This is a genomic window from Stenotrophomonas sp. STEN147, from assembly GCF_056757995.1.
The window spans coordinates 35,294-52,515 of the sequence record NZ_JBRRCG010000011.1 but is presented as its reverse complement, the minus strand read 5'-3'; the positions used below and the strand labels follow the sequence as shown (position 1 = coordinate 52,515).

The 17,222-nt window shown below is 67.4% G+C and carries 14 protein-coding genes; 6 read left to right on the top strand and 8 right to left on the bottom strand.

Features of this window, described 5'->3' with window-relative positions:
• Positions 1-10: 10 nt before the first annotated feature.
• Together ACVOKU_RS12265 and metK are read right to left on the bottom strand one after the other, a co-directional pair.
• Positions 11-517, bottom strand: coding sequence for an acyl-CoA thioesterase (locus ACVOKU_RS12265; RefSeq protein WP_053516435.1), 507 nt, complete (start codon positions 515-517; stop codon positions 11-13).
• A gap of 140 nt (positions 518-657) precedes the next feature.
• Positions 658-1,869: a methionine adenosyltransferase gene (gene metK / locus ACVOKU_RS12260; RefSeq protein ID WP_053516433.1), complete on the bottom strand. Its 1,212-nt coding sequence runs from the start codon at positions 1,867-1,869 to the stop codon at positions 658-660.
• Positions 1,870-2,205: 336 nt separating this feature from the next.
• Here metK and olsF point away from each other — a divergent pair, with 336 nt between their 5' ends.
• The 3 genes from olsF to ACVOKU_RS12245 all read left to right on the top strand — a co-directional run bounded on the left by olsF (position 2,206) and on the right by ACVOKU_RS12245 (position 5,856).
• On the top strand, positions 2,206-3,915 hold the full coding sequence (gene olsF / locus ACVOKU_RS12255; protein ID WP_481560049.1) for a bifunctional ornithine lipid synthase OlsF: 1,710 nt from the start codon (positions 2,206-2,208) through the stop codon (positions 3,913-3,915).
• A complete protein-coding gene (locus ACVOKU_RS12250; protein ID WP_481560048.1) occupies positions 3,912-4,715 on the top strand; it encodes a UDP-2,3-diacylglucosamine diphosphatase in 804 nt (267 codons plus the stop codon). The genes olsF and ACVOKU_RS12250 overlap by 4 nt, the downstream gene beginning before the upstream one ends.
• Positions 4,716-4,779: 64 nt before the next feature.
• Entirely contained in the window at positions 4,780-5,856 is a 1,077-nt protein-coding gene (locus tag ACVOKU_RS12245; RefSeq protein ID WP_481560047.1) for a metal-dependent hydrolase, read from the top strand.
• A 27-nt stretch (positions 5,857-5,883) separates the two neighbouring features.
• Here the strand turns inward: ACVOKU_RS12245 and ACVOKU_RS12240 are convergent, their stop codons facing one another.
• The 6 genes from ACVOKU_RS12240 to ACVOKU_RS12215 all read right to left on the bottom strand — a co-directional run bounded on the left by ACVOKU_RS12240 (position 5,884) and on the right by ACVOKU_RS12215 (position 13,327).
• Complete coding sequence (locus ACVOKU_RS12240; protein ID WP_481560046.1) at positions 5,884-6,888, bottom strand: glycosyltransferase; 1,005 nt, start codon at positions 6,886-6,888, stop codon at positions 5,884-5,886.
• Between the two features lie 11 nt (positions 6,889-6,899).
• Positions 6,900-8,759, bottom strand: coding sequence for a DUF7657 domain-containing protein (locus ACVOKU_RS12235; RefSeq protein ID WP_481560045.1), 1,860 nt, complete (start codon positions 8,757-8,759; stop codon positions 6,900-6,902).
• A 163-nt stretch (positions 8,760-8,922) separates the two neighbouring features.
• The gene (locus ACVOKU_RS12230; protein WP_053516428.1) at positions 8,923-9,750 is read right to left on the bottom strand and encodes a methyltransferase domain-containing protein; all 828 of its coding nucleotides are present in this window, start codon (positions 9,748-9,750) and stop codon (positions 8,923-8,925) included.
• Between the two features lie 51 nt (positions 9,751-9,801).
• Positions 9,802-10,797 (bottom strand): tRNA dihydrouridine synthase DusB, encoded by a 996-nt coding sequence (gene dusB / locus ACVOKU_RS12225; protein ID WP_053516426.1) that lies wholly within the window; start codon positions 10,795-10,797, stop codon positions 9,802-9,804.
• 240 nt (positions 10,798-11,037) lie between these two features.
• Complete coding sequence (locus ACVOKU_RS12220; protein ID WP_053516425.1) at positions 11,038-12,003, bottom strand: ribokinase; 966 nt, start codon at positions 12,001-12,003, stop codon at positions 11,038-11,040.
• Between the two features lie 25 nt (positions 12,004-12,028).
• Positions 12,029-13,327 (bottom strand): NupC/NupG family nucleoside CNT transporter, encoded by a 1,299-nt coding sequence (locus tag ACVOKU_RS12215; RefSeq protein ID WP_053516424.1) that lies wholly within the window; start codon positions 13,325-13,327, stop codon positions 12,029-12,031.
• 192 nt (positions 13,328-13,519) lie between these two features.
• Here ACVOKU_RS12215 and ACVOKU_RS12210 point away from each other — a divergent pair, with 192 nt between their 5' ends.
• The 3 genes from ACVOKU_RS12210 to ACVOKU_RS12200 all read left to right on the top strand — a co-directional run bounded on the left by ACVOKU_RS12210 (position 13,520) and on the right by ACVOKU_RS12200 (position 17,222).
• Positions 13,520-14,491 (top strand): potassium channel beta subunit family protein, encoded by a 972-nt coding sequence (locus ACVOKU_RS12210; RefSeq protein ID WP_481560044.1) that lies wholly within the window; start codon positions 13,520-13,522, stop codon positions 14,489-14,491.
• 193 nt (positions 14,492-14,684) lie between these two features.
• A complete protein-coding gene (gene hemP, locus ACVOKU_RS12205; protein WP_005412278.1) occupies positions 14,685-14,879 on the top strand; it encodes a hemin uptake protein HemP in 195 nt (64 codons plus the stop codon).
• Positions 14,880-15,029: 150 nt separating this feature from the next.
• Positions 15,030-17,222, top strand: coding sequence for a TonB-dependent hemoglobin/transferrin/lactoferrin family receptor (locus ACVOKU_RS12200; protein WP_481560043.1), 2,193 nt, complete (start codon positions 15,030-15,032; stop codon positions 17,220-17,222).

Genomic DNA, 17,222 nt, shown 5'->3' with positions numbered 1-17,222 from the left:
CCGCACGCTCTCACTCTTCAGGTGAAGGCGGATTGGACGCCAGCAGTTCCAGGTGACGTTGCTCCATTTCCTGCCGCAGCTGGCGCCGGATCAGCGCGGCGGCCTGCCGGCGCTTTTCGTCCGAACTGGCGGGCTGCAGCGGGGGGACCGGCGTTGGCCGCCCCTCTTCGTCCACCGCCACCATGGTGAAGAAACAACTGTTGGCGTGGCGCACGCTGCGCTTGAGGATGTCCTCGGCCACCACCTTGATGCCGATCTCCATCGACGAGGTGCCGGTGTAGTTCACCGAGGCCAGGAATGTCACCAGTTCGCCCACCGCGATCGGCTGGCGGAACATCACCTGGTCCACCGACAGGGTGACCACGTAGCTGCCGGCGTAGCGGCTGGCGCAGGCGTAGGCAACCTGGTCGAGCAGGCGCAGGATGGCGCCGCCGTGGACCTTGCCGGAGAAGTTGGCCATCTCCGGCGACATCAGCACGGTCATGGACAGCTGGTGGGTTTTGAGTTCGGTCGACATGCAGCGATTGTATCGGCGTGGCGCAGCTCGTGTGGAGCCGAGCCCGCGCTCGGCTGCTCTCGGCGCAGGCAAAAGAAAGCCGAGCATGGGCTCGGCTCTACAGAAAGCAGAAGGGCCGCTTGCGCGGCCCTTCGTGTTTCTTACTTCAGCTTCGCATCGGCGCGCAGGGCGGCGGCACGATCGGTCTTCTCCCAGGAGAAGGCCGTGGCGTTGACCGTCTCGCCGGCACCGTTGAGGTAGCTGAACTCCTTCGGCTTGCGGCCGAAGTGGCCATAGGCCGCAGTCTGCTGGTACATCGGGTGGATCAGGTCCAGCATCTTGATGATGCCGTACGGGCGCAGGTCGAAGTGCTTGCGGATCAGCTTCTCGATCTTGTCGTCGCTGATCTTGCCGGTGCCGAAGGTGGTGACCGAGATCGAGGTCGGCTCGGCCACGCCGATGGCGTAGGAGACCTGCACTTCGCAGCGGTCGGCCAGGCCGGCGGCAACCACGTTCTTGGCGACGTAGCGGGCAGCGTAGGCGGCCGAGCGGTCAACCTTGGACGGATCCTTGCCGGAGAACGCGCCGCCACCGTGACGGGCCCAGCCGCCGTAGGTGTCGACGATGATCTTGCGGCCGGTCAGGCCGCAGTCGCCCACCGGGCCGCCGATCTCGAACTTGCCGGTCGGGTTGATGTGGAACTTGGTGCCCTTGTGCAGCCACTTGGCCGGCAGCACCGGCTTGATGATCTCTTCGCGGACGGCCTCGATCAGGTCCTTCTGCTTGATGCCCGGGGCGTGCTGGGTGGACAGCACCACCGCGTCGATGGCGGCCACTTCGCCATTCTCGTAGCGCAGGGTGACCTGGCTCTTGGCGTCCGGGCGCAGCCACGACAGCGGCGAGTTCTTCTTCTTGCGGATCTTGGCCTGCTGCTCGACCAGGCGGTGCGACAGGTGGATCGCGGCCGGCATGTAGCTGTCGGTCTCGTTGGTGGCGTAGCCGAACATCAGGCCCTGGTCGCCCGCGCCCATTTCTTCCGGCTTCTTGCGGTCCACGCCCTGGGCGATGTGCGGCGACTGCTTGCCGATCAGGTTCAGCACGCCGCAGGTGGCGCCGTCGAAGCCGACGTCGGAGCTGTCATAGCCGATGTCCAGGATGACCTTGCGGGTCAGCGCTTCGAGGTCGATCCAGGCGCTGGTGGTGATCTCACCGGCAACAATGGCCACACCGGTCTTGACCATGGTCTCGCAGGCCACGCGGGCGCGCTGGTCCTGGGTCAGGATCGCGTCCAGCACCGCGTCGGAGATCTGGTCGGCAATCTTGTCCGGATGGCCTTCGGAGACCGATTCGGAGGTGAACAGGTAGCTGGACATCAGGCTTAATATCCCTTGATTCGGATGGAAAGATGGGCGCGCATCATACACGGGGTGCGCCGCCTGTGCATTGTGAACCCGTACGGGTTGCCGGTGGTTAAGGTGACGTGCCCTCTGGCACAAGGCCTGGCGGGCGTCTGCAGGGCATGGTGCGCAGGCAGTGTTCCACTGGCGTGACCATTGCCGCAAGGCCGTGCTGCGGGGGGAAGAGGGCGTTTCCGGCGTTGCCGGAGCGGGACCGGCCGTCATCGTTCTGCCCCGAAACCGCCATCTGCCTGCCGCGTGCCAGGCGCAGGCTGTCGGCCAATCCGGCCGCCGGGTATCAGTGAGCACGCCATGCAGGAACTCGAACAGCGTCTGCAGCAACGCTTTCCGGAGTGGTTCCATGGCCGCCGCGGCCAGCTCGCGCGGCCCCTGCTGCGCAGTGTCGGTCGCTGGTCGCGGCTGGACCGGGTGGAGGACTTCCTGCGGCGCAACGCGGACGTGCGCGGATTCGGCTTCGTGGCCGCCGGACTGGAGTTCCTGGACGGCCAGTACCAGGTGGATCCGGCCGCCCTGGCCCGCATTCCGGCCACGGGCCGTCTGCTGATCGTGGCCAATCATCCGTCCGGCGCACTCGACGCGCTGGCGCTGCTGGACGCGGTCGGCCGCATCCGCCGCGATGTGCGGATCGTGGCCAACGATCTGCTGGGCGCCATCGGCCCCCTGCAGGACCTGCTGCTGCCGGTCCGCATCCTCGGAGGCAAGGTCCAGCGCGGCAGCCTGCAGGCGGTGGAGCAGGCGCTGGCCGCCGAGCAGTGCGTGATCGTGTTTCCGGCGGGCGAGGTGTCCCGGCTGTCGTTGCGTGGCATCCGTGATGGTCGCTGGCAGCGCGGGTTCGTCAGGTTCGCCCGGGCCGCCGGCGCCCCGGTGTTGCCGGTGAGGGTGGAGGCACGCAATTCGGCCCTGTTCTACGGCGCCTCGACCCTGTTCAAGCCAGCCGGCACAGCGCTGCTGGCGCGCGAGATGTTCGCGCGGCGTGGTCGGCCGTTGCGGTTGCGCATCGGTGAACCGATGCAGCTGGGACAGGGCGACCCGGGCGAGCAGCTGCTGGCGGTACGGCGCGCGGTGTATGCGCTGGGCCGCGACCTGCGCCCCGGCGAGACTGCCGGCGCCGGCCCCGAACCACTGGCCGCACCCGTGCCGCCGTCGCAGGTGGCGGCCGCCATCGCTGGCGCTGTCCGGCTCGGACAGACCGCCGACGGCAAGCAGATCCTGCTGGCCAGTTGCAGCGCCGACTCGCCGCTGCTGCTGGAACTGGGACGTCTGCGCGAGCTGACGTTCCGCCAGGTGGGCGAGGGTACCGGCCACAGCCGCGACCTGGACGCCTTCGATCCGCAGTACGAGCACATCGTGATCTGGGACGCTGCCGCGCAGCGCATCGCGGGCGCGTACCGCATCATGCGGGGCGCGCACGCGCTGGCCCGGCACGGACTGGCAGGGCTCTACAGCGCGTCGCTGTTCCGCTATTCCGACGATGCCATCACCCATATCGCCGAGGGGCTGGAGCTGGGCCGCAGCTTCGTGGTGCCCGATTACTGGGGCAGCCGCAGCCTGGACTACCTGTGGCAGGGAATCGGCGCCTACCTGCAATGCCGGCCAGGCATCCGTTACCTGTTCGGTGCGGTCTCGATCAGTGCGGCGTTGCCGCGCGATGCGCGCGAACAACTGGTGGCCTACTACCAGCGCTACTACGGCGGCATCGCCGGCCTGGCCGAGTCGAACCGGCCCTTCCAGTACTTCGCGGCACCGCCCAGTTTCGGCGAACTGGATGCGGGCGCAGCCTTCGATGTCCTGAAGGCCAACCTGGCCGCACTCGGGACTGGCGTGCCGACCCTGTACCGCCAGTACACCGACCTGTGCGAGCCCGGTGGCGCGCGCTTCCTTGCGTTCGGTGTCGACCCGGCGTTCAGCGACTCGATCGACGGTCTTATCGAGGTGGACCTGTGCGCGATCCGACCGCACAAGCGCAAGCGCTACCTGCGCGATGCCGGAGCGCAGGCATGAGCGCGCTGGCGACGTTGTCGCCACACCGTCGCGCCGTGTTCGTCTCCGACGTGCATCTGGGGTCGCGCCATTGCCATGCTGCCGAACTGGCCGTGTTTCTCTCCCACCTGCGCTGTGAACGGTTGTACCTGGTCGGTGACATCATCGACCTGTGGTGGATGGCGCATCACCGCGCCAACTGGCGGCAGTCGCACAGCGACGTCATCCAGGCGCTGCATGCACTGCGTCGCAACGGTACCGAGATCATCTACATCCCCGGCAATCACGATGCCTCGCTGCGCCATGTCTGCGGGTTGATGCTGCCGGCGATGCAGGTGCGCCGTCGCGCGATCCACGTGACCGCCGACGGGCGACGGTTGCTGGTCGCCCATGGCGACGACTACGACGGTGTCACCCATTTCGGCGGCCTGCAGGAAAAGTTCGGCGATTGGCTGTACTACCGCATCCTGACCGGCAACCAGGCGCTCAACGCCGTGCGCCGCAGGCTGGGCATGCGCTACTGGTCGCTGTCGGAATTCCTCAAGAAGCGCAGTGGAGCGGCCGAGCGCTACATCGAGCGCTTCGTGCAGGCCGGGCTGGACGACGTGCGCCGGCGCGGCCTGGACGGCATCATCTGCGGGCACATCCACCGTGCGGCGCTGGTCGAGCGCGACGGCCTGGTCTACGCCAACGACGGCGACTGGGTGGAGAGCCTGACCGCGCTGGCCGAAGATCATGACGGCGCGCTGCGCCTGCTCGATCACCATGGGCGGACGCTGGTGGAGCTGCCCGGCGCAGCCCGGCGCGCGGCAGCTGCCTGAGCCCAGCGGCACCGGCCACTGTCCGGGCTCTGCTGTCGCCCGGCAAAGCCGTTAGCATCGGGCCATGGATTCCTTGACCCAGATCGTTCTCGGCGGCGCCGTAGCCGCTGCCATCGCCCCGCCCGGACATCGCCGCGCGGCCCTGCTGGCCGGTGCCGCACTCGGCACCCTGCCGGATCTGGATGCCTTGTGGCTGGGCTTCACTGCCGAGGATCCCGTAGCGGTGATGGTCGACCACCGCAGCTTCAGCCATTCGCTGCTGGTGCTGCCCTGGGTGGCGGCGCTGATCTGGTGGCTGTTCAAGCGCTACGGCCGGGGGCGGGTGGCGCAGTCGCCGCTGCGCTGGTTCTGGGCCATCCAGCTGGCGCTGGTCACCCATCCACTGCTGGATGCGTTCACCGTCTACGGGACCCAGCTGTGGTGGCCACTGCGGCCACACCCGACCATGGGCTCGAGTGTTTTCATCATCGACCCGGCGTACACGGTATGGCTGCTGCTGGGCTGCGTGGTGGCGTGGTTCGGGCGCGCGCGGCCCTGGGCCGGCAAGGTACTCGGGGTTGCCCTCGTGCTCAGTACCGGCTACCTGGGATGGAGCCTGCTGGCCAAGGCACAGGTCGACCGTGCCGCCCAGCAGAGCCTTGCGGCCATGGGGCTGGACGATGCGCCACGATTCTCGGTGCCGATGCCGTTCAACACCCTGCTGTGGCGGGTGGTGGCGATGACCCCGAACGGTTACGTGGTCGGCGATCGCTCGCTGGTGGCCGACCGCGGCCCGATGCAGTTCGAAGGCCACCCGTCCAATGTGCAGGCCCTGCGTGAAGCGCAGTCGATTCCGGCGGTTCAACGCCTGCAGTGGTTCAACCGTGGCTTCATGCGTGCGCAGGTCGTGGACGGAATGCTGGTGCTGAGTGATCTGCGCATGGGCCTTGAGCCGGATTACACCTTCAACTTCGCGGTGGCACGGCAGGTCGATGGGCGCTGGCAGGCGATCGTGCCCGAGCAGCGGCGCACGGATTACAGCAGCCCAGCGGCGCGCGCCGATGTCGGCGTCAGGCTGGCCGCGATGTGGCAGCGGATCTGGCATGCGCCGGCAGCGACGGGCGCCACCGGCGGTGGTGCCCCGGTGCACGCGGGCGATTGATCGGCAGGCGGGGATGCTGTGCCGGCGTCAGGCCGGCGGTGCTGCGCGGTTGAGCTGGATCGAGCGATGCAGGACCTGGCGCGGCGCATTGGCGATGTCGAAGCCGACGAATGCCAGCAGGAACTGCAGACCTGAAATCAGCGAAACCATGACGATCATGAGCGTACCGACCGGCGTCGCAACCTCCGCCGATGCCGATGCGATCCAGTGGTACGCGCCGAACACGCCACCAAAGGCAAGCAGTCCCAGCCCGGCGATCAGCTCCAGCGAGGCGATGGTCAGGTCGCGCAGGAAATAGTTGTAGCCGACACGCTTGAGCGTGTTGCGCACGTGCTTGAAGGCGAACTCGCCCAGTACCCGGCTGATGCGCAGGTTGCTGGTCTCGTCGGCATAGCGCGCGTCCATCGCCACGTCCTGCACCACGGCACGCACCGTGTTGAGGCGGAACAGCATGTCGGTCTCGAAGAAGTAACGGTCGCTGATCGCATCCAGGGGCAGATGGCTGGCAACGCGGGCGTGGATGGCGGTGTAGCCGTTGGTCGGGTCGAACACCTGCCAGTAGCCGGACGACGCCTTGCTCATGAACGACAGCGCGAGGTTGCCGATCCGCCGCAGCAGCGGCATGCGACGGATGTGGCTGAGGTTCCAGAAGCGGTTGCCCTTGGTGTAGTCGGCGTTGCCCTCGGCGATGGGAGCGACGAAGTCCATCAGCAGTGTGGGATCCATCTGGCCGTCGCCATCGACCTTCACCAGGATGTCCATGCCCTCGGCGATGGCCGCGCGGTAGCCGGTCTTGATCGCACCACCGACGCCGCGGTTCTGCGCATGGAACAGCACCCTGACCCGGGGATCGCGCGTGCTGTCCTGGACCATCCGGCCGCTGCCATCCGGGCAGGCATCATCAACGCAGTAGATCGCGGTGACCGCATCGTCGATCGCTGCGAGCACGCCGAGCACGTGGCGGGTCACCCGGTAGCAGGGAATGATGACGGCGATCTTCGGTGGCGTGGCCGGGCGCGCGTAGGCGTTCATCTGCATCGTCCTCAGGGCTGCGGCGGTGCCGGCGGCGGCGCGGGCGCGGCCAGCATCGCGGCCGCGGGCACTTCCACCAGGTCGGCGTACATCGAACGGGGTTCGGCGACGTCGCTGACCATCACATGGTGATAGCGGTTGAACGTGGTGTTGAAGCGGTCTTCGGGCATGTCCGGGAAGCGCGCGCGGAAGTACGCCAGCTGCGGGAAATACAGCGTGTGGTTGACTGCCGGGATGCCGACGCCGGACAGCAGCGCACCGTAGCGTCCTTCCACCACCAGTGCTCCGTCCGCAGCCTGCCGTGCACCGCGCGCCTGCATGGACGCCAGCACGGCGCTGCGGTCCATGTCGAAGATCGGCCGGGCCGACTGCACCGGATTGAACAGTCCGTTGGTCAGCACGTTGCCCAGCGCGGCCACCGCCAGCACCAGCGCCACCGGATGCGCGGCGAACCGCGGGCGGCGCGCGGCGAAGGCCAGCACGCCCACGCACAGCAGTGGCCATGCATCGGCCGTGGCATGAAGCCGGCTGAAACTGCCCTGGCCGAAGGCGAACTTGAGCAGGCATCCCGCCAGCAGCAGGGCCGCGAGCAGCAGCAGGCGGCCGCGTCCCAGGCGCACCCCGCCGCGCACCAGCACGATCGCGCAGCCGATGTTCAGCAGCAGGCCCAGTGCCAGCAACGCACGGGTGGGCGGCACCATCGACAGCCCGGTCAGCTGGCCGATCCGCAGCGGCACCGGCAGGAAGATCCAGCAGGCGACCAGCGCGATGCCGGTGGCCAGCACCGCCAGCGACAGCCGGTGGCCGCGCGCCCAGCGCAGCACCTGCGTCCAGTCGGCGAGGACGGCGGTGAACAGCGGCAGCAGGCTGCTGAACACTGCGATCTCGCAGGCGTTGGACGGCTCGAACGCAGGCAGCGGATAGAACCCGCGCGTCATCAGGTTGGGGAACCCGTGGGTGAGCAGCGCGACCGGGCTGACGCCGCCGCCCGCGCTCTCGCGCTGGCCGGGATAGACGGTGTTGCGGACGATCTCGATCGCTTCGTGGAAATAGCCCAGGAACGCCAGCAGCGCCAGGCCGCCGGCGACCGCCGCATCGAGCAGGCGTGCCACTGTCAACGCATCGCGGCGGAAGGCCAGCACCAGCACGCCCATGGCCAGCAGCGCTGAAATGATGAAGGGCGGGTAGGCCACGGCCAGCAGCCAGACCACCAGTGCGTAGGCGCTGGCGAGGATGCGCAGCCAGCGGTTGTCGATCCGCAGCCAGGCCACGGCTACCCACGGGGCCAGCGCGAACGCGCCCCAGTTGGTCGTCCACCACACCTGCACGTAGGGCGAGAAGTACAGGGTCAGCGCGACCAGCACGGCCGCCAGTGGCGGAACCCGCAGCTGGCGCAGGAACAGCGCCCAGCCGCACAGGAACGCCATCGCCATGAACATGAAGAAGAACGAGTAGGCGTTGGCCGGTGGCAGGATGAAGAAGGCCCAGTGGTACGGCTTGAACAGCAGGCCCCAGTCCAGCAGCGGAAGCGCCTGGAACGAGCGCAGCGTCTCGTGGTACGGCGAAAACGCGTTGGTCGCGCCGAAGTCGTTGGCTACCGCGATCTGCACGTAAGGGGTGTAGACCATCCACTCGTCCATGCGGATGCCCCGCGCCTTGCCGAGCAGGGGCTCGATCGGCGCCAGCCCCAGGTACTGGCTGGCCATCGCATACGACGAGGGCGTCAGTGCAAATGCGACATACAGCAGGCACAGCACCGCCACGATGCCCAGGCACAGACGGGCCTGGCGGGAGTCGAGGCCATCCAGCAGGCCGCCTTCCCGGGCGGCGAGGGGCAGCGTGCTACCCGGAGTCGTTGCGCGTGCTGTCATCAGGAATCCCTTCAGGCGCGGAGCTCGGTGGTCCCGTTGCCGCGCACGCGGAAGGGGCCGGGTCCAGCGCGCGCCCGTCCTCGACGCTAGCCCGCGACGATTCTAGCGGGTTGCCAGCCATGCGGCGCGTGGCACTGCCGCAGCGCAGCGGTGCAGGCGCCGGTCAATACACCGTCGCGCGGCCCTGCACGAACGAGAAGAAGAACACGGCATTGGGATCGTTCTGCACCAACCGGAACTCGCGACGCATGCCCTCCACCGTATCCTCGTCCACGGTGCCGGCCTGCAGCAGCTGCTCGGCGGCCGACAGCAGCAGCTGCTCCCAGAACGCGATCATCGTCTTGCGCCGCGCCGGCTCGCGGTTGTCCAGGTGGATCGTCTTGATCTCGGTATGCACATCGCGGAAACCACCGGCCAGCAGCAGGTTGCCGAGCTTGGCGCCGACGAAGGGATCGCCGCCGTGGTCATACTGGAAATCGTTGAACGCCATCCAGTAACGCCAGATGTGAGGCGAATACGGATCGAGCAGGAACGATGCGTTCATCACTTCGGTGATGTAGACCGGCGATCCCGGTGCGAGTACGCGGCGCACTTCGCTGAGCACGCGGGCCGGCGAAGGTACATGCTCCAGCACCCAGCACAGGAATGCCGAATCGAAGCTGCGTGCCTCGAACGGCAGCTCGCCTGCATCGGCCTGCTGCAGGGTGTAACGATCGCTGCACCACGGCGTGCGCGCGAGGTTCTCGCGCGCGGTCGCCAGCTGCGTTTCGCTCAGGTCCACGCCGGTCACGTGCAGGTCGGGGAAGCGGCGCAGCAGGATCTCGGTCTGCGCGCCCACGCCGCTGCCGACTTCCAGCAGGCGTCGTGCGCTGCCGTAGTCGATCTGGCCGAAGATGCTCGATTCCAGCAGGCGGGCCTGGGTCATCAGGCGCTGCTGTTCGGTGCCGGAGAACCCGTGCAGGTAGGTGGGGGAGGAAATCGGCGGTGTCATGGTCGCGGGCTCGTGGTGCGTCGTGCAGGGTCGACTGCGGGGCGTGCGGGGTCAGGCAGCCGACGGCAGCGCCGGTTGCCCGGCGATCAGTCGGTCGAAGTACTCGGTGGTCAGCGTGATCTGGCTCTGCGGATCTTCGGCGCGGTTGACCACGGCGCGGAACGCCGCATTCTCGGGCCGGTCCTTGGCGTACCAGCCCAGGTGCTTGCGCGCGATGCGCACGCCCTGCGGCTCGCCGTAGAAGGCATGCAGGGCGTGCAGGTGGCCGAGCAGGATGTCGCGCACTTCGGCCAGTGACGGCGGGGCCAGTTCCTCGCCGGTGGCCAGGTAGTGCGCCACCTCGCGGAAGATCCATGGCCGGCCCTGCGCTGCGCGACCGATCATCACTGCGTCCACGCCGGTCTGCTGCAGGACGAAGGCGGCCTTGCGGGGCGAATCGATGTCTCCATTGGCGATCACCGGAATGCGCAGCGCGGCCTTGATCTCGCCGATCGTGGCGTACTCGGCCTGGCCGGTGTAGTGCTGGTCGCGGGTGCGGCCGTGCACGGCCAGTGCGGCGATGCCGCTGTCCTCGGCGATGCGGGCGATCAGCGGCCCATTCCGGTGGTCACAGTCCCAGCCGGTGCGGATCTTCAGCGTGACCGGCACATCGACCGCGTTGACCACGGCAGCAAGGATGCGCGCCACCAGCGATTCATCACGCATCAGCGCCGAACCAGCCCACGCATTGCAGACCTTCTTGGCCGGGCAGCCCATGTTGATGTCGATGATCTGCGCACCATGGTCGACGTTGTAACGCGCCGCCTCGGCCAGCTGCTGCGGCTCGGTGCCGGCGATCTGCACGCTGATCGGTGCCGGTTCACCCTCATGGTCCATGCGGTGGATCGACTTGCGCGTGTTCCAGAAGCGCGGGTCGCTGATGGTCATCTCGGAGGCGGCCAGGCCCGCGCCCAGCCGTTTGCACAGCAGGCGGAACGGCTTGTCGGTGACGCCGGCCATGGGCGCCAGCACGACGTTGGGAGCAATGGTGTAGGGGCCGATCTGCATGCGCCCATTGTAGGCCGCAGGCGGTCACATGGCCGGGTCAGCGGGACGCCGGTTCAGGCCCATCCGGACCGACCTCATGCCGTACGGGCATCAGCAGATGCTTGACGGTTGCTTCCGCCGCCCCCAGTGGCGGGTCATGGTGGGCGGCTGGGGGAGGGCTGCGCGGCCTGCAGAATGGCAGGCAGAAAAAGGCCCGGGCACCTGCGCGCCCGGGCCGGTTCATCCAGCTGCAGCGTGGACCTACCTGATTTCCACGTCGGCCGGGGTCAGCCGTGGCATCGCCGCTGCGGCGCCTTCCTTCTCGGTCGAGCGGCCCGCGAACTGGTTGGCGAAGCGCACATGGCGTGCGAACGGCGCCTCCGGCAGCTGGGCAAGGGAGGCGGCCAGCGCGCCGTTGAAGGCGTCGCCGGCACCGGTGGTATCGATCGCCTGCACCTGCTCGGCACCCACGCGGTAGTACGGCTGGGTGTCGCCGCGCAGGTTCTCATCGGCATGCGAAACGAACACACCCACCGAGCCCAGGGTCACCACCACGGTACCGTTGCCGACCAGCTTGCGGCACAGCGCATGCAGGCTGGCACCATCCAGCGCGGCCACGTCGTTGGCATCCACGCGCTCGCCGACATGGCGGCCCAGCAGGGCGGCGAACTCGGTCTCGTTCGGGGTGATCACATCGGCCAGCTTGAGCAGGCCGATGGTCGAGGGGGCGTCGGCCGGTGCGGTGTTGAGCACGGTGGTGACACCGGCCTCGCGGGCGGCAGCCAGGGCCGCTTCGATGGTCTGCACCGGCGACTCCAGCTGCACCAGCACCACCCGGGCACCGGTCAGCAGCGCCTGTTGCTGCTGCAGGAAATCGGTGCTCAGGGCGGCATTGGCGCCCGGGCCGATCACGATGGTGTTGCGACCCCGTGCATCGACATAGATGCCGGCGGTCCCGGTCGGTTCGCTGCTGGCTTCGGCAATCAGCGCGAAACCGTCCTGGCCGGCGAGGTCGCGGGCGGTGGCACCGCCGGCGTCATCGCCCAGGGCGCACACGAAGTGGGTGTCGGCGCCCGCGCGGCATGCGGCCACGGCCTGGTTGAAGCCCTTGCCACCGGGGCCGGTGCTGTAGCGGCCGGCAATGGTCGCGCCCGGTGCCGGCAGCGACTCGCACCGCCACACGTGATCGACATTGAAGGAACCGACGACAACGACACTGCTGCTCATAGGGAATCTTTTCTCGAACTAGGGTTCAACTGAAATGCGTCAGCACGCCGGCGATGGTCGCCGTCATGAAGGTGGCGATGGTACCGCCCAGTACCGCGCGCAGGCCGAACTTGGCCAGGTCGTGGCGACGTTCCGGGGCCAGGCCACCGATGCCGCCGATCTGGATCGCGATCGAGCTGAAGTTGGCGAAGCCGCACAGCGCATAGGTGGCGATCAGGCGGCCTTCGTTGGACAGGGTGACGCCGGCGACCTGGCCGTTCACGATCTGCGACAGCTCGGTATAGGCCACGAATTCATTGATCACGACCTTCTGTCCGATCAGCGACCCCACGGTGGTGGCGTCGGCCCACGGGGTGCCGATCACCCAGGCGATCGGTGCCAGCAGGTAGCCGAAGATGGTCGACAGGTTGGTCGGCTTGCCGATCTGTGCGGCCAGGCCGGTCACTTCGCCGAGCCAGGTCAGCGGGGCGTTCAGCAGGGCGATCAGGGCGATGAAGGCCAGCAGCATTGCGCCGATGTTCAGCGCCAGCTTCAGGCCGTCGCCGGCGCCGGCCGCCGCCGCGTCGATGATGTTGCTGGAGGTCTTCTCCACTTCCATCTTGACCGTGCCGCGGGTCAGCGGGGTGCCGGTTTCCGGGATCAGCAGCTTGGCCACCACCAGCGTGGCCGGTGCGGCCATGATGCTGGCCGCCAGCAGATGCTTGGCGTAGAACGCCTGCTGGGTCGGGTCGCCCCCGCCGAGCATGCCCACGTAGGCCGCCAGCACGCCGCCGGCGATATGGGCCATGCCACCGATCATCATGGTCAGCAGCTCGGACTGGGTCATCTTGGCGATGTACGGGCGCACGGTCAGCGGCGCCTCGGTCTGGCCGATGAAGACGCTGGCACAGACGCTGGTGGTTTCGGCACCGGACACGCGCATCACCTTGGTGATCGCCCACGCCATCACCCGGACGATCGCCTGCATGACGTTCAGGTGGTACATCACGCCCATCAGCGCGGAGAAGAAGATGATGGTGGGCAGCACCTGGAAGGCGAAGATGAAGCCGTAGTTCTGGACGTCCATCAGCGAGCCGAAGATGAACTTCGAGCCCTCGTTGACGAAGCTCAGGACCTTCACGAAGCCGTGGCCGAGTGCATCGAACACGTCGCGGCCGCCGGGGACCAGGATCACCAGCGCCGCAAAGGCGATCTGCAGGGTGATGCCGGTGGCGACGAGCTTCCAGTCCACCGCGCGCTTGTTGTTGGAAAACAACCAGGTGATGCCGATCAGCACCGCCAACCCGAACAGGCCGAAGCCGATCCTGCCCAAACCTTCGACCATGTGAGTGACTCCCCTGGGGCGTCGCGAAAAACGGGAAGCCTAGTGCAGGGCAGGGGCCGGGGCAAGGAAAAGCAGCGTGCGCGCGGCCATCGGCACCGATCGGGCCAGCAACGGCAAGGGGTTGCGGTCGGCACGACGGGTAGAATGGGGCTCGATTCCGGCCCGGATGCGGGCCCGCAGCAGGAGATTCGCATGCATTACCGCCGCCTGGGCTCCACCGGCCTGCCGATATCCGCCCTGTCCTTCGGCGCCTGGGTGACCTTCGGTGACCAGATTCCGCGCGACGAGGCCCGCAATCTGGTTGCCGCGGCCTGGGACCATGGCATCAACTTCTTCGACAATGCCGAGGGGTATGCCAATGGCCGCGCCGAGCAGGTGATGGGCGATGTGATCGCCGACCTGCGCCTGCCGCGCGATGGGTTCTGCGTGTCCAGCAAGGTGTTCTTCGGCAGTGCCAAGGACCCGCGACCGACCCAGCGCGGCCTGTCGCGCAAGCACGTCACCGATGCCTGCCATGCCGCGCTCAAGCGCCTGCGGGTGGACTATCTGGACCTTTACTACTGCCATCGCCCGGATCCCGACGCGCCGATCGCCGAGACCGTGCACGCGATGGATACCCTGATCCGGCAGGGCAAGGTGCTCTACTGGGGCACGTCCGAGTGGTCGGCGGCACAGATCCAGCAGGCGCTGGACATCGCCGCGCGGCACAACCTGCAGGGGCCTTCGATGGAGCAGCCGCAGTACAACCTGCTGCACCGCGAGCGGGTGGAAACCGAGTACGCCCCGCTGTACGCGGGGGCCGGCCTGGGCACCACCATCTTCTCGCCGTTGGCGTCCGGCCTGCTCAGTGGCAAGTACGACGGTGGCATTCCGGCCGACGCCCGGCTCGGCCGCGAGGGCATGGAGTGGCTGCAGGATCTGGTTCTGGGCGCCGATGCACAGGCACGCCTGGCCCAGGTCCGTCATTTCAGCGCGGTGGCACGCGAGCTTGGCCACGCCCCGGCCAGCGTGGCCATCGCCTGGTGCCTGCGCAATCCACAGGTGTCCAGCGTGATCCTGGGCGCCAGCCGGGTCGAGCAGCTGCTGCAGAACCTGCAGGCCGTGGAAGTGCTGGAGCAGATCGACGCTGCCGGCTGGGCCCGGATCGAAGCCGCCTTCGTCTGACCTGCAGCATTTTCCCGCCGGGAGTCGAGCCGTGCTCGACCCCTGGGGCCCCATTGCCCGCCATTCGATTCATGGGGTCTATCGAATTCTGGATTTCGATCATTAATCTCATCAATCAAATTGAGAATGGTTGTTGATTGTCAACTGAGAATCATTATCATTTAACTCGTCCCTCGCACGAGTCCAGATGCTCATGAACGCTCAACCTGTACTGCTGCGCCCTGAAACACTGACCCTCCGCGATCGTCCGGTCCGCGTCGTTCCGCCGGAAGAGGTCATCGACAGCGAAGCCCTGCTCAAGGGCCGTCGTGAAATCCTGATCCAGCACGGCGATCGCTTCTATCGCCTGCGGCACACCAGCAACGACAAGCTGATCCTGACCAAGTAACGCGGCCTGGTCGCCCGCCTCCCTCCCTCCTGCCGGGCGCCGCCCGCAGGGTGGGCGACCCGACCGCTCCTGCTCTCTCCCCCTCGGTCTACCGCGTACGCTCCGGCGTGCCGGTGGCCGGGGGTTCCCCTGCCTGACCGAACGAACCCGATGACCCGCCATACCGCCCTTTGCCTTGCTGTCTGGATGGCGCTGCCGCTGTCCGCCCACGCTGCCACCGCCGCCAGCGCCGCGCCCGATGCGCGCGAATTCGATCGCGTGCAGGTCACCGCCACGCGCACCGAGCGCGCGGTCAGCGACGTCGCCGCGACGGTGGACGTGATCGACCGCGAGCAGATGGACCGGCACCTGGTGCAGGACATCAAGGACCTGCTGCGCTACGAGCCCGGCCTGTCGGTCAGCCGCAGCGCCGCGCGCTTCGGCCTGGGCAGCATCCGTATCCGTGGCCTGGACGGCAACCGTGTGCGGGTGCAGACCGATGGCATCGCGATGCCGACCAGCTTCAACATTGGTTCGTTCTCCAACGCCAACCGCAACTTCACCGATCTGGACACGCTCAAGCGCGTGGAGATCGTGCGCGGCCCGGCCAGCTCGCTGTACGGTTCCGATGCGCTGGGCGGCGTGGTCGCCTTCGTCACCAAGGATCCGGCCGATTACCTGAAGGATGGCAAGGACAGCTACGTCGGCCTGAAGTTCGGCTACGACGGTGAATGGAAGGGCCTGCTCGGCGGTGTCACCACGGCGTTCGGCGGCGAACACTGGAGCGGCATGGTCAACATCAACCATCGCCAGGGCCAGGAAACCGACAACAAGGGCGACGTGCGCAGCAACGACAACACCCGCACCGCCCCCAACCCGCAGGACCGCGACGGTCGCAGCGGCCTGGCCAAGCTGGTCTATGCACCGAGCGAGGACCAGCGCTTCCGCCTGACCGTGGAAGGCAACGAAGACAAGACCGAGACCAACGTGCTGTCTTCGATCGACCGTACCACCACCACCGGCATGAAGGCGCGCGACACGCAGAACCGCACCCGCGTGTCGTTCGCGCATGAAATGGATGCGCTGGACAAAGCCTTTGCCGACAGCCTGCACTGGCAGCTGTATACCCAGCACAGCGAAACCACCCAGATCACCGATGAGGACCGTGCCAACCGCAGCCGTCGCCACCGCGAGTTCAATTTCGACCAGCGCGTGTACGGCCTGCAGGCGCAGTTCAACAAGGCCTTCAGCACCGCCAGCGTCGAGCACGCGCTGACCTATGGCTTCGAGGGTGCACGCACCGAGATCCGCCAGAAGCGCGATGGTTTCCAGGTACTGGCCAACGGCCAGACCAGCACCACCATCCTGCCCGATGCGTTCCCGGTACGCGATTTCCCGATCAGCAAGACCACCGAGCTGGGCCTGTATGCGCAGGATGAAATGCGCATGGCCGGCGGCAAGCTGTCGCTGGTGCCGGGCGTGCGCGTGGACCGCTACGAGCTGAAGCCGGAAGTGGACAACATCTTCGCCGAGGACAATCCCGGCGTGCCGGTGGCCAAGCTGACCAAGACCAGCGTCTCGCCCAAGCTCGGCATGGTCTATCGCTTCACCGACGAATGGTCGCTGTTTGCCGGTTACTCGCACGGCTTCCGCTCGCCGCCGTACAACGACGTCAATCTCGGCTTCACCAACTTCGCCTTCGGCTACACGGCCATTCCCAATCCGGACCTGAAGCCGGAAACCAGTGATGGCATGGAACTGGGCCTGCGCTTCCTGTCGCCGGCTGCCTACGTCAGCGTCAGCGGCTACTACAACGAGTACAAGGACTTCATCGAGTCGCAGTCGCTGGTCGGCACCAATGCGCAGGGCCTGATGGTGTTCCAGTCGCGCAACATCGCCGACGCCCGCATCTACGGCGCTGAACTGAAGGCCGGCGTCGACTTCGGCCAGATCAGCCCGACCCTGCAGGGATGGGCACTGCGCAGTTCCGTGGCCTGGTCGCGCGGCGACAACAAGACCGAGGACACCCCGCTGGATTCGGTCGACCCGCTGCGCGGCACCGTCGGCCTGATGTACGACACCGATGCCTGGGGTGTCGAACTGGCCGGCACGTTCGTCAAGCGCAAGGACCGCGTCGCCTCGGCCACGGTGTACCGCCCGGCCGGCTATGGCGTGGCCGACCTGATGGCACATTGGAACTTTGCCCCGGGTGCGACCTTCAACGTAGGCGTGTTCAACCTGGGCGACAAACGCTACATCGATTGGTCCAACGTGGGTTCGACGCTGTCGCCGACCAGCCGCGTGCTGGATCGCTACACCAGCCCCGGTCGTACCTTCTCCGCCAGCCTTGCCGTTTCCTGGTGA

Bases quoted from the DNA above. Each gene is read 5' to 3' on its own strand.
- hemP (WP_005412278.1), top strand. From the start codon at position 14,685: ATGAACGCTCAACCTGTACTGCTGCGCCCTGAAACACTGACCCTCCGC.
- olsF (WP_481560049.1), top strand. From the start codon at position 2,206: ATGCAGGAACTCGAACAGCGTCTGCAGCAACGCTTTCCGGAGTGGTTC.
- ACVOKU_RS12240 (WP_481560046.1), bottom strand. From the start codon at position 6,888: ATGAACGCCTACGCGCGCCCGGCCACGCCACCGAAGATCGCCGTCATC.
- ACVOKU_RS12210 (WP_481560044.1), top strand. From the start codon at position 13,520: ATGCATTACCGCCGCCTGGGCTCCACCGGCCTGCCGATATCCGCCCTG.
- ACVOKU_RS12230 (WP_053516428.1), bottom strand. From the start codon at position 9,750: ATGACACCGCCGATTTCCTCCCCCACCTACCTGCACGGGTTCTCCGGC.
- dusB (WP_053516426.1), bottom strand. From the start codon at position 10,797: ATGCAGATCGGCCCCTACACCATTGCTCCCAACGTCGTGCTGGCGCCC.
- ACVOKU_RS12220 (WP_053516425.1), bottom strand. From the start codon at position 12,003: ATGAGCAGCAGTGTCGTTGTCGTCGGTTCCTTCAATGTCGATCACGTG.
- ACVOKU_RS12235 (WP_481560045.1), bottom strand. From the start codon at position 8,759: ATGACAGCACGCGCAACGACTCCGGGTAGCACGCTGCCCCTCGCCGCC.
- ACVOKU_RS12200 (WP_481560043.1), top strand. From the start codon at position 15,030: ATGACCCGCCATACCGCCCTTTGCCTTGCTGTCTGGATGGCGCTGCCG.
- ACVOKU_RS12215 (WP_053516424.1), bottom strand. From the start codon at position 13,327: ATGGTCGAAGGTTTGGGCAGGATCGGCTTCGGCCTGTTCGGGTTGGCG.
- ACVOKU_RS12250 (WP_481560048.1), top strand. From the start codon at position 3,912: ATGAGCGCGCTGGCGACGTTGTCGCCACACCGTCGCGCCGTGTTCGTC.
- ACVOKU_RS12265 (WP_053516435.1), bottom strand. From the start codon at position 517: ATGTCGACCGAACTCAAAACCCACCAGCTGTCCATGACCGTGCTGATG.
- metK (WP_053516433.1), bottom strand. From the start codon at position 1,869: ATGTCCAGCTACCTGTTCACCTCCGAATCGGTCTCCGAAGGCCATCCG.
- ACVOKU_RS12245 (WP_481560047.1), top strand. From the start codon at position 4,780: ATGGATTCCTTGACCCAGATCGTTCTCGGCGGCGCCGTAGCCGCTGCC.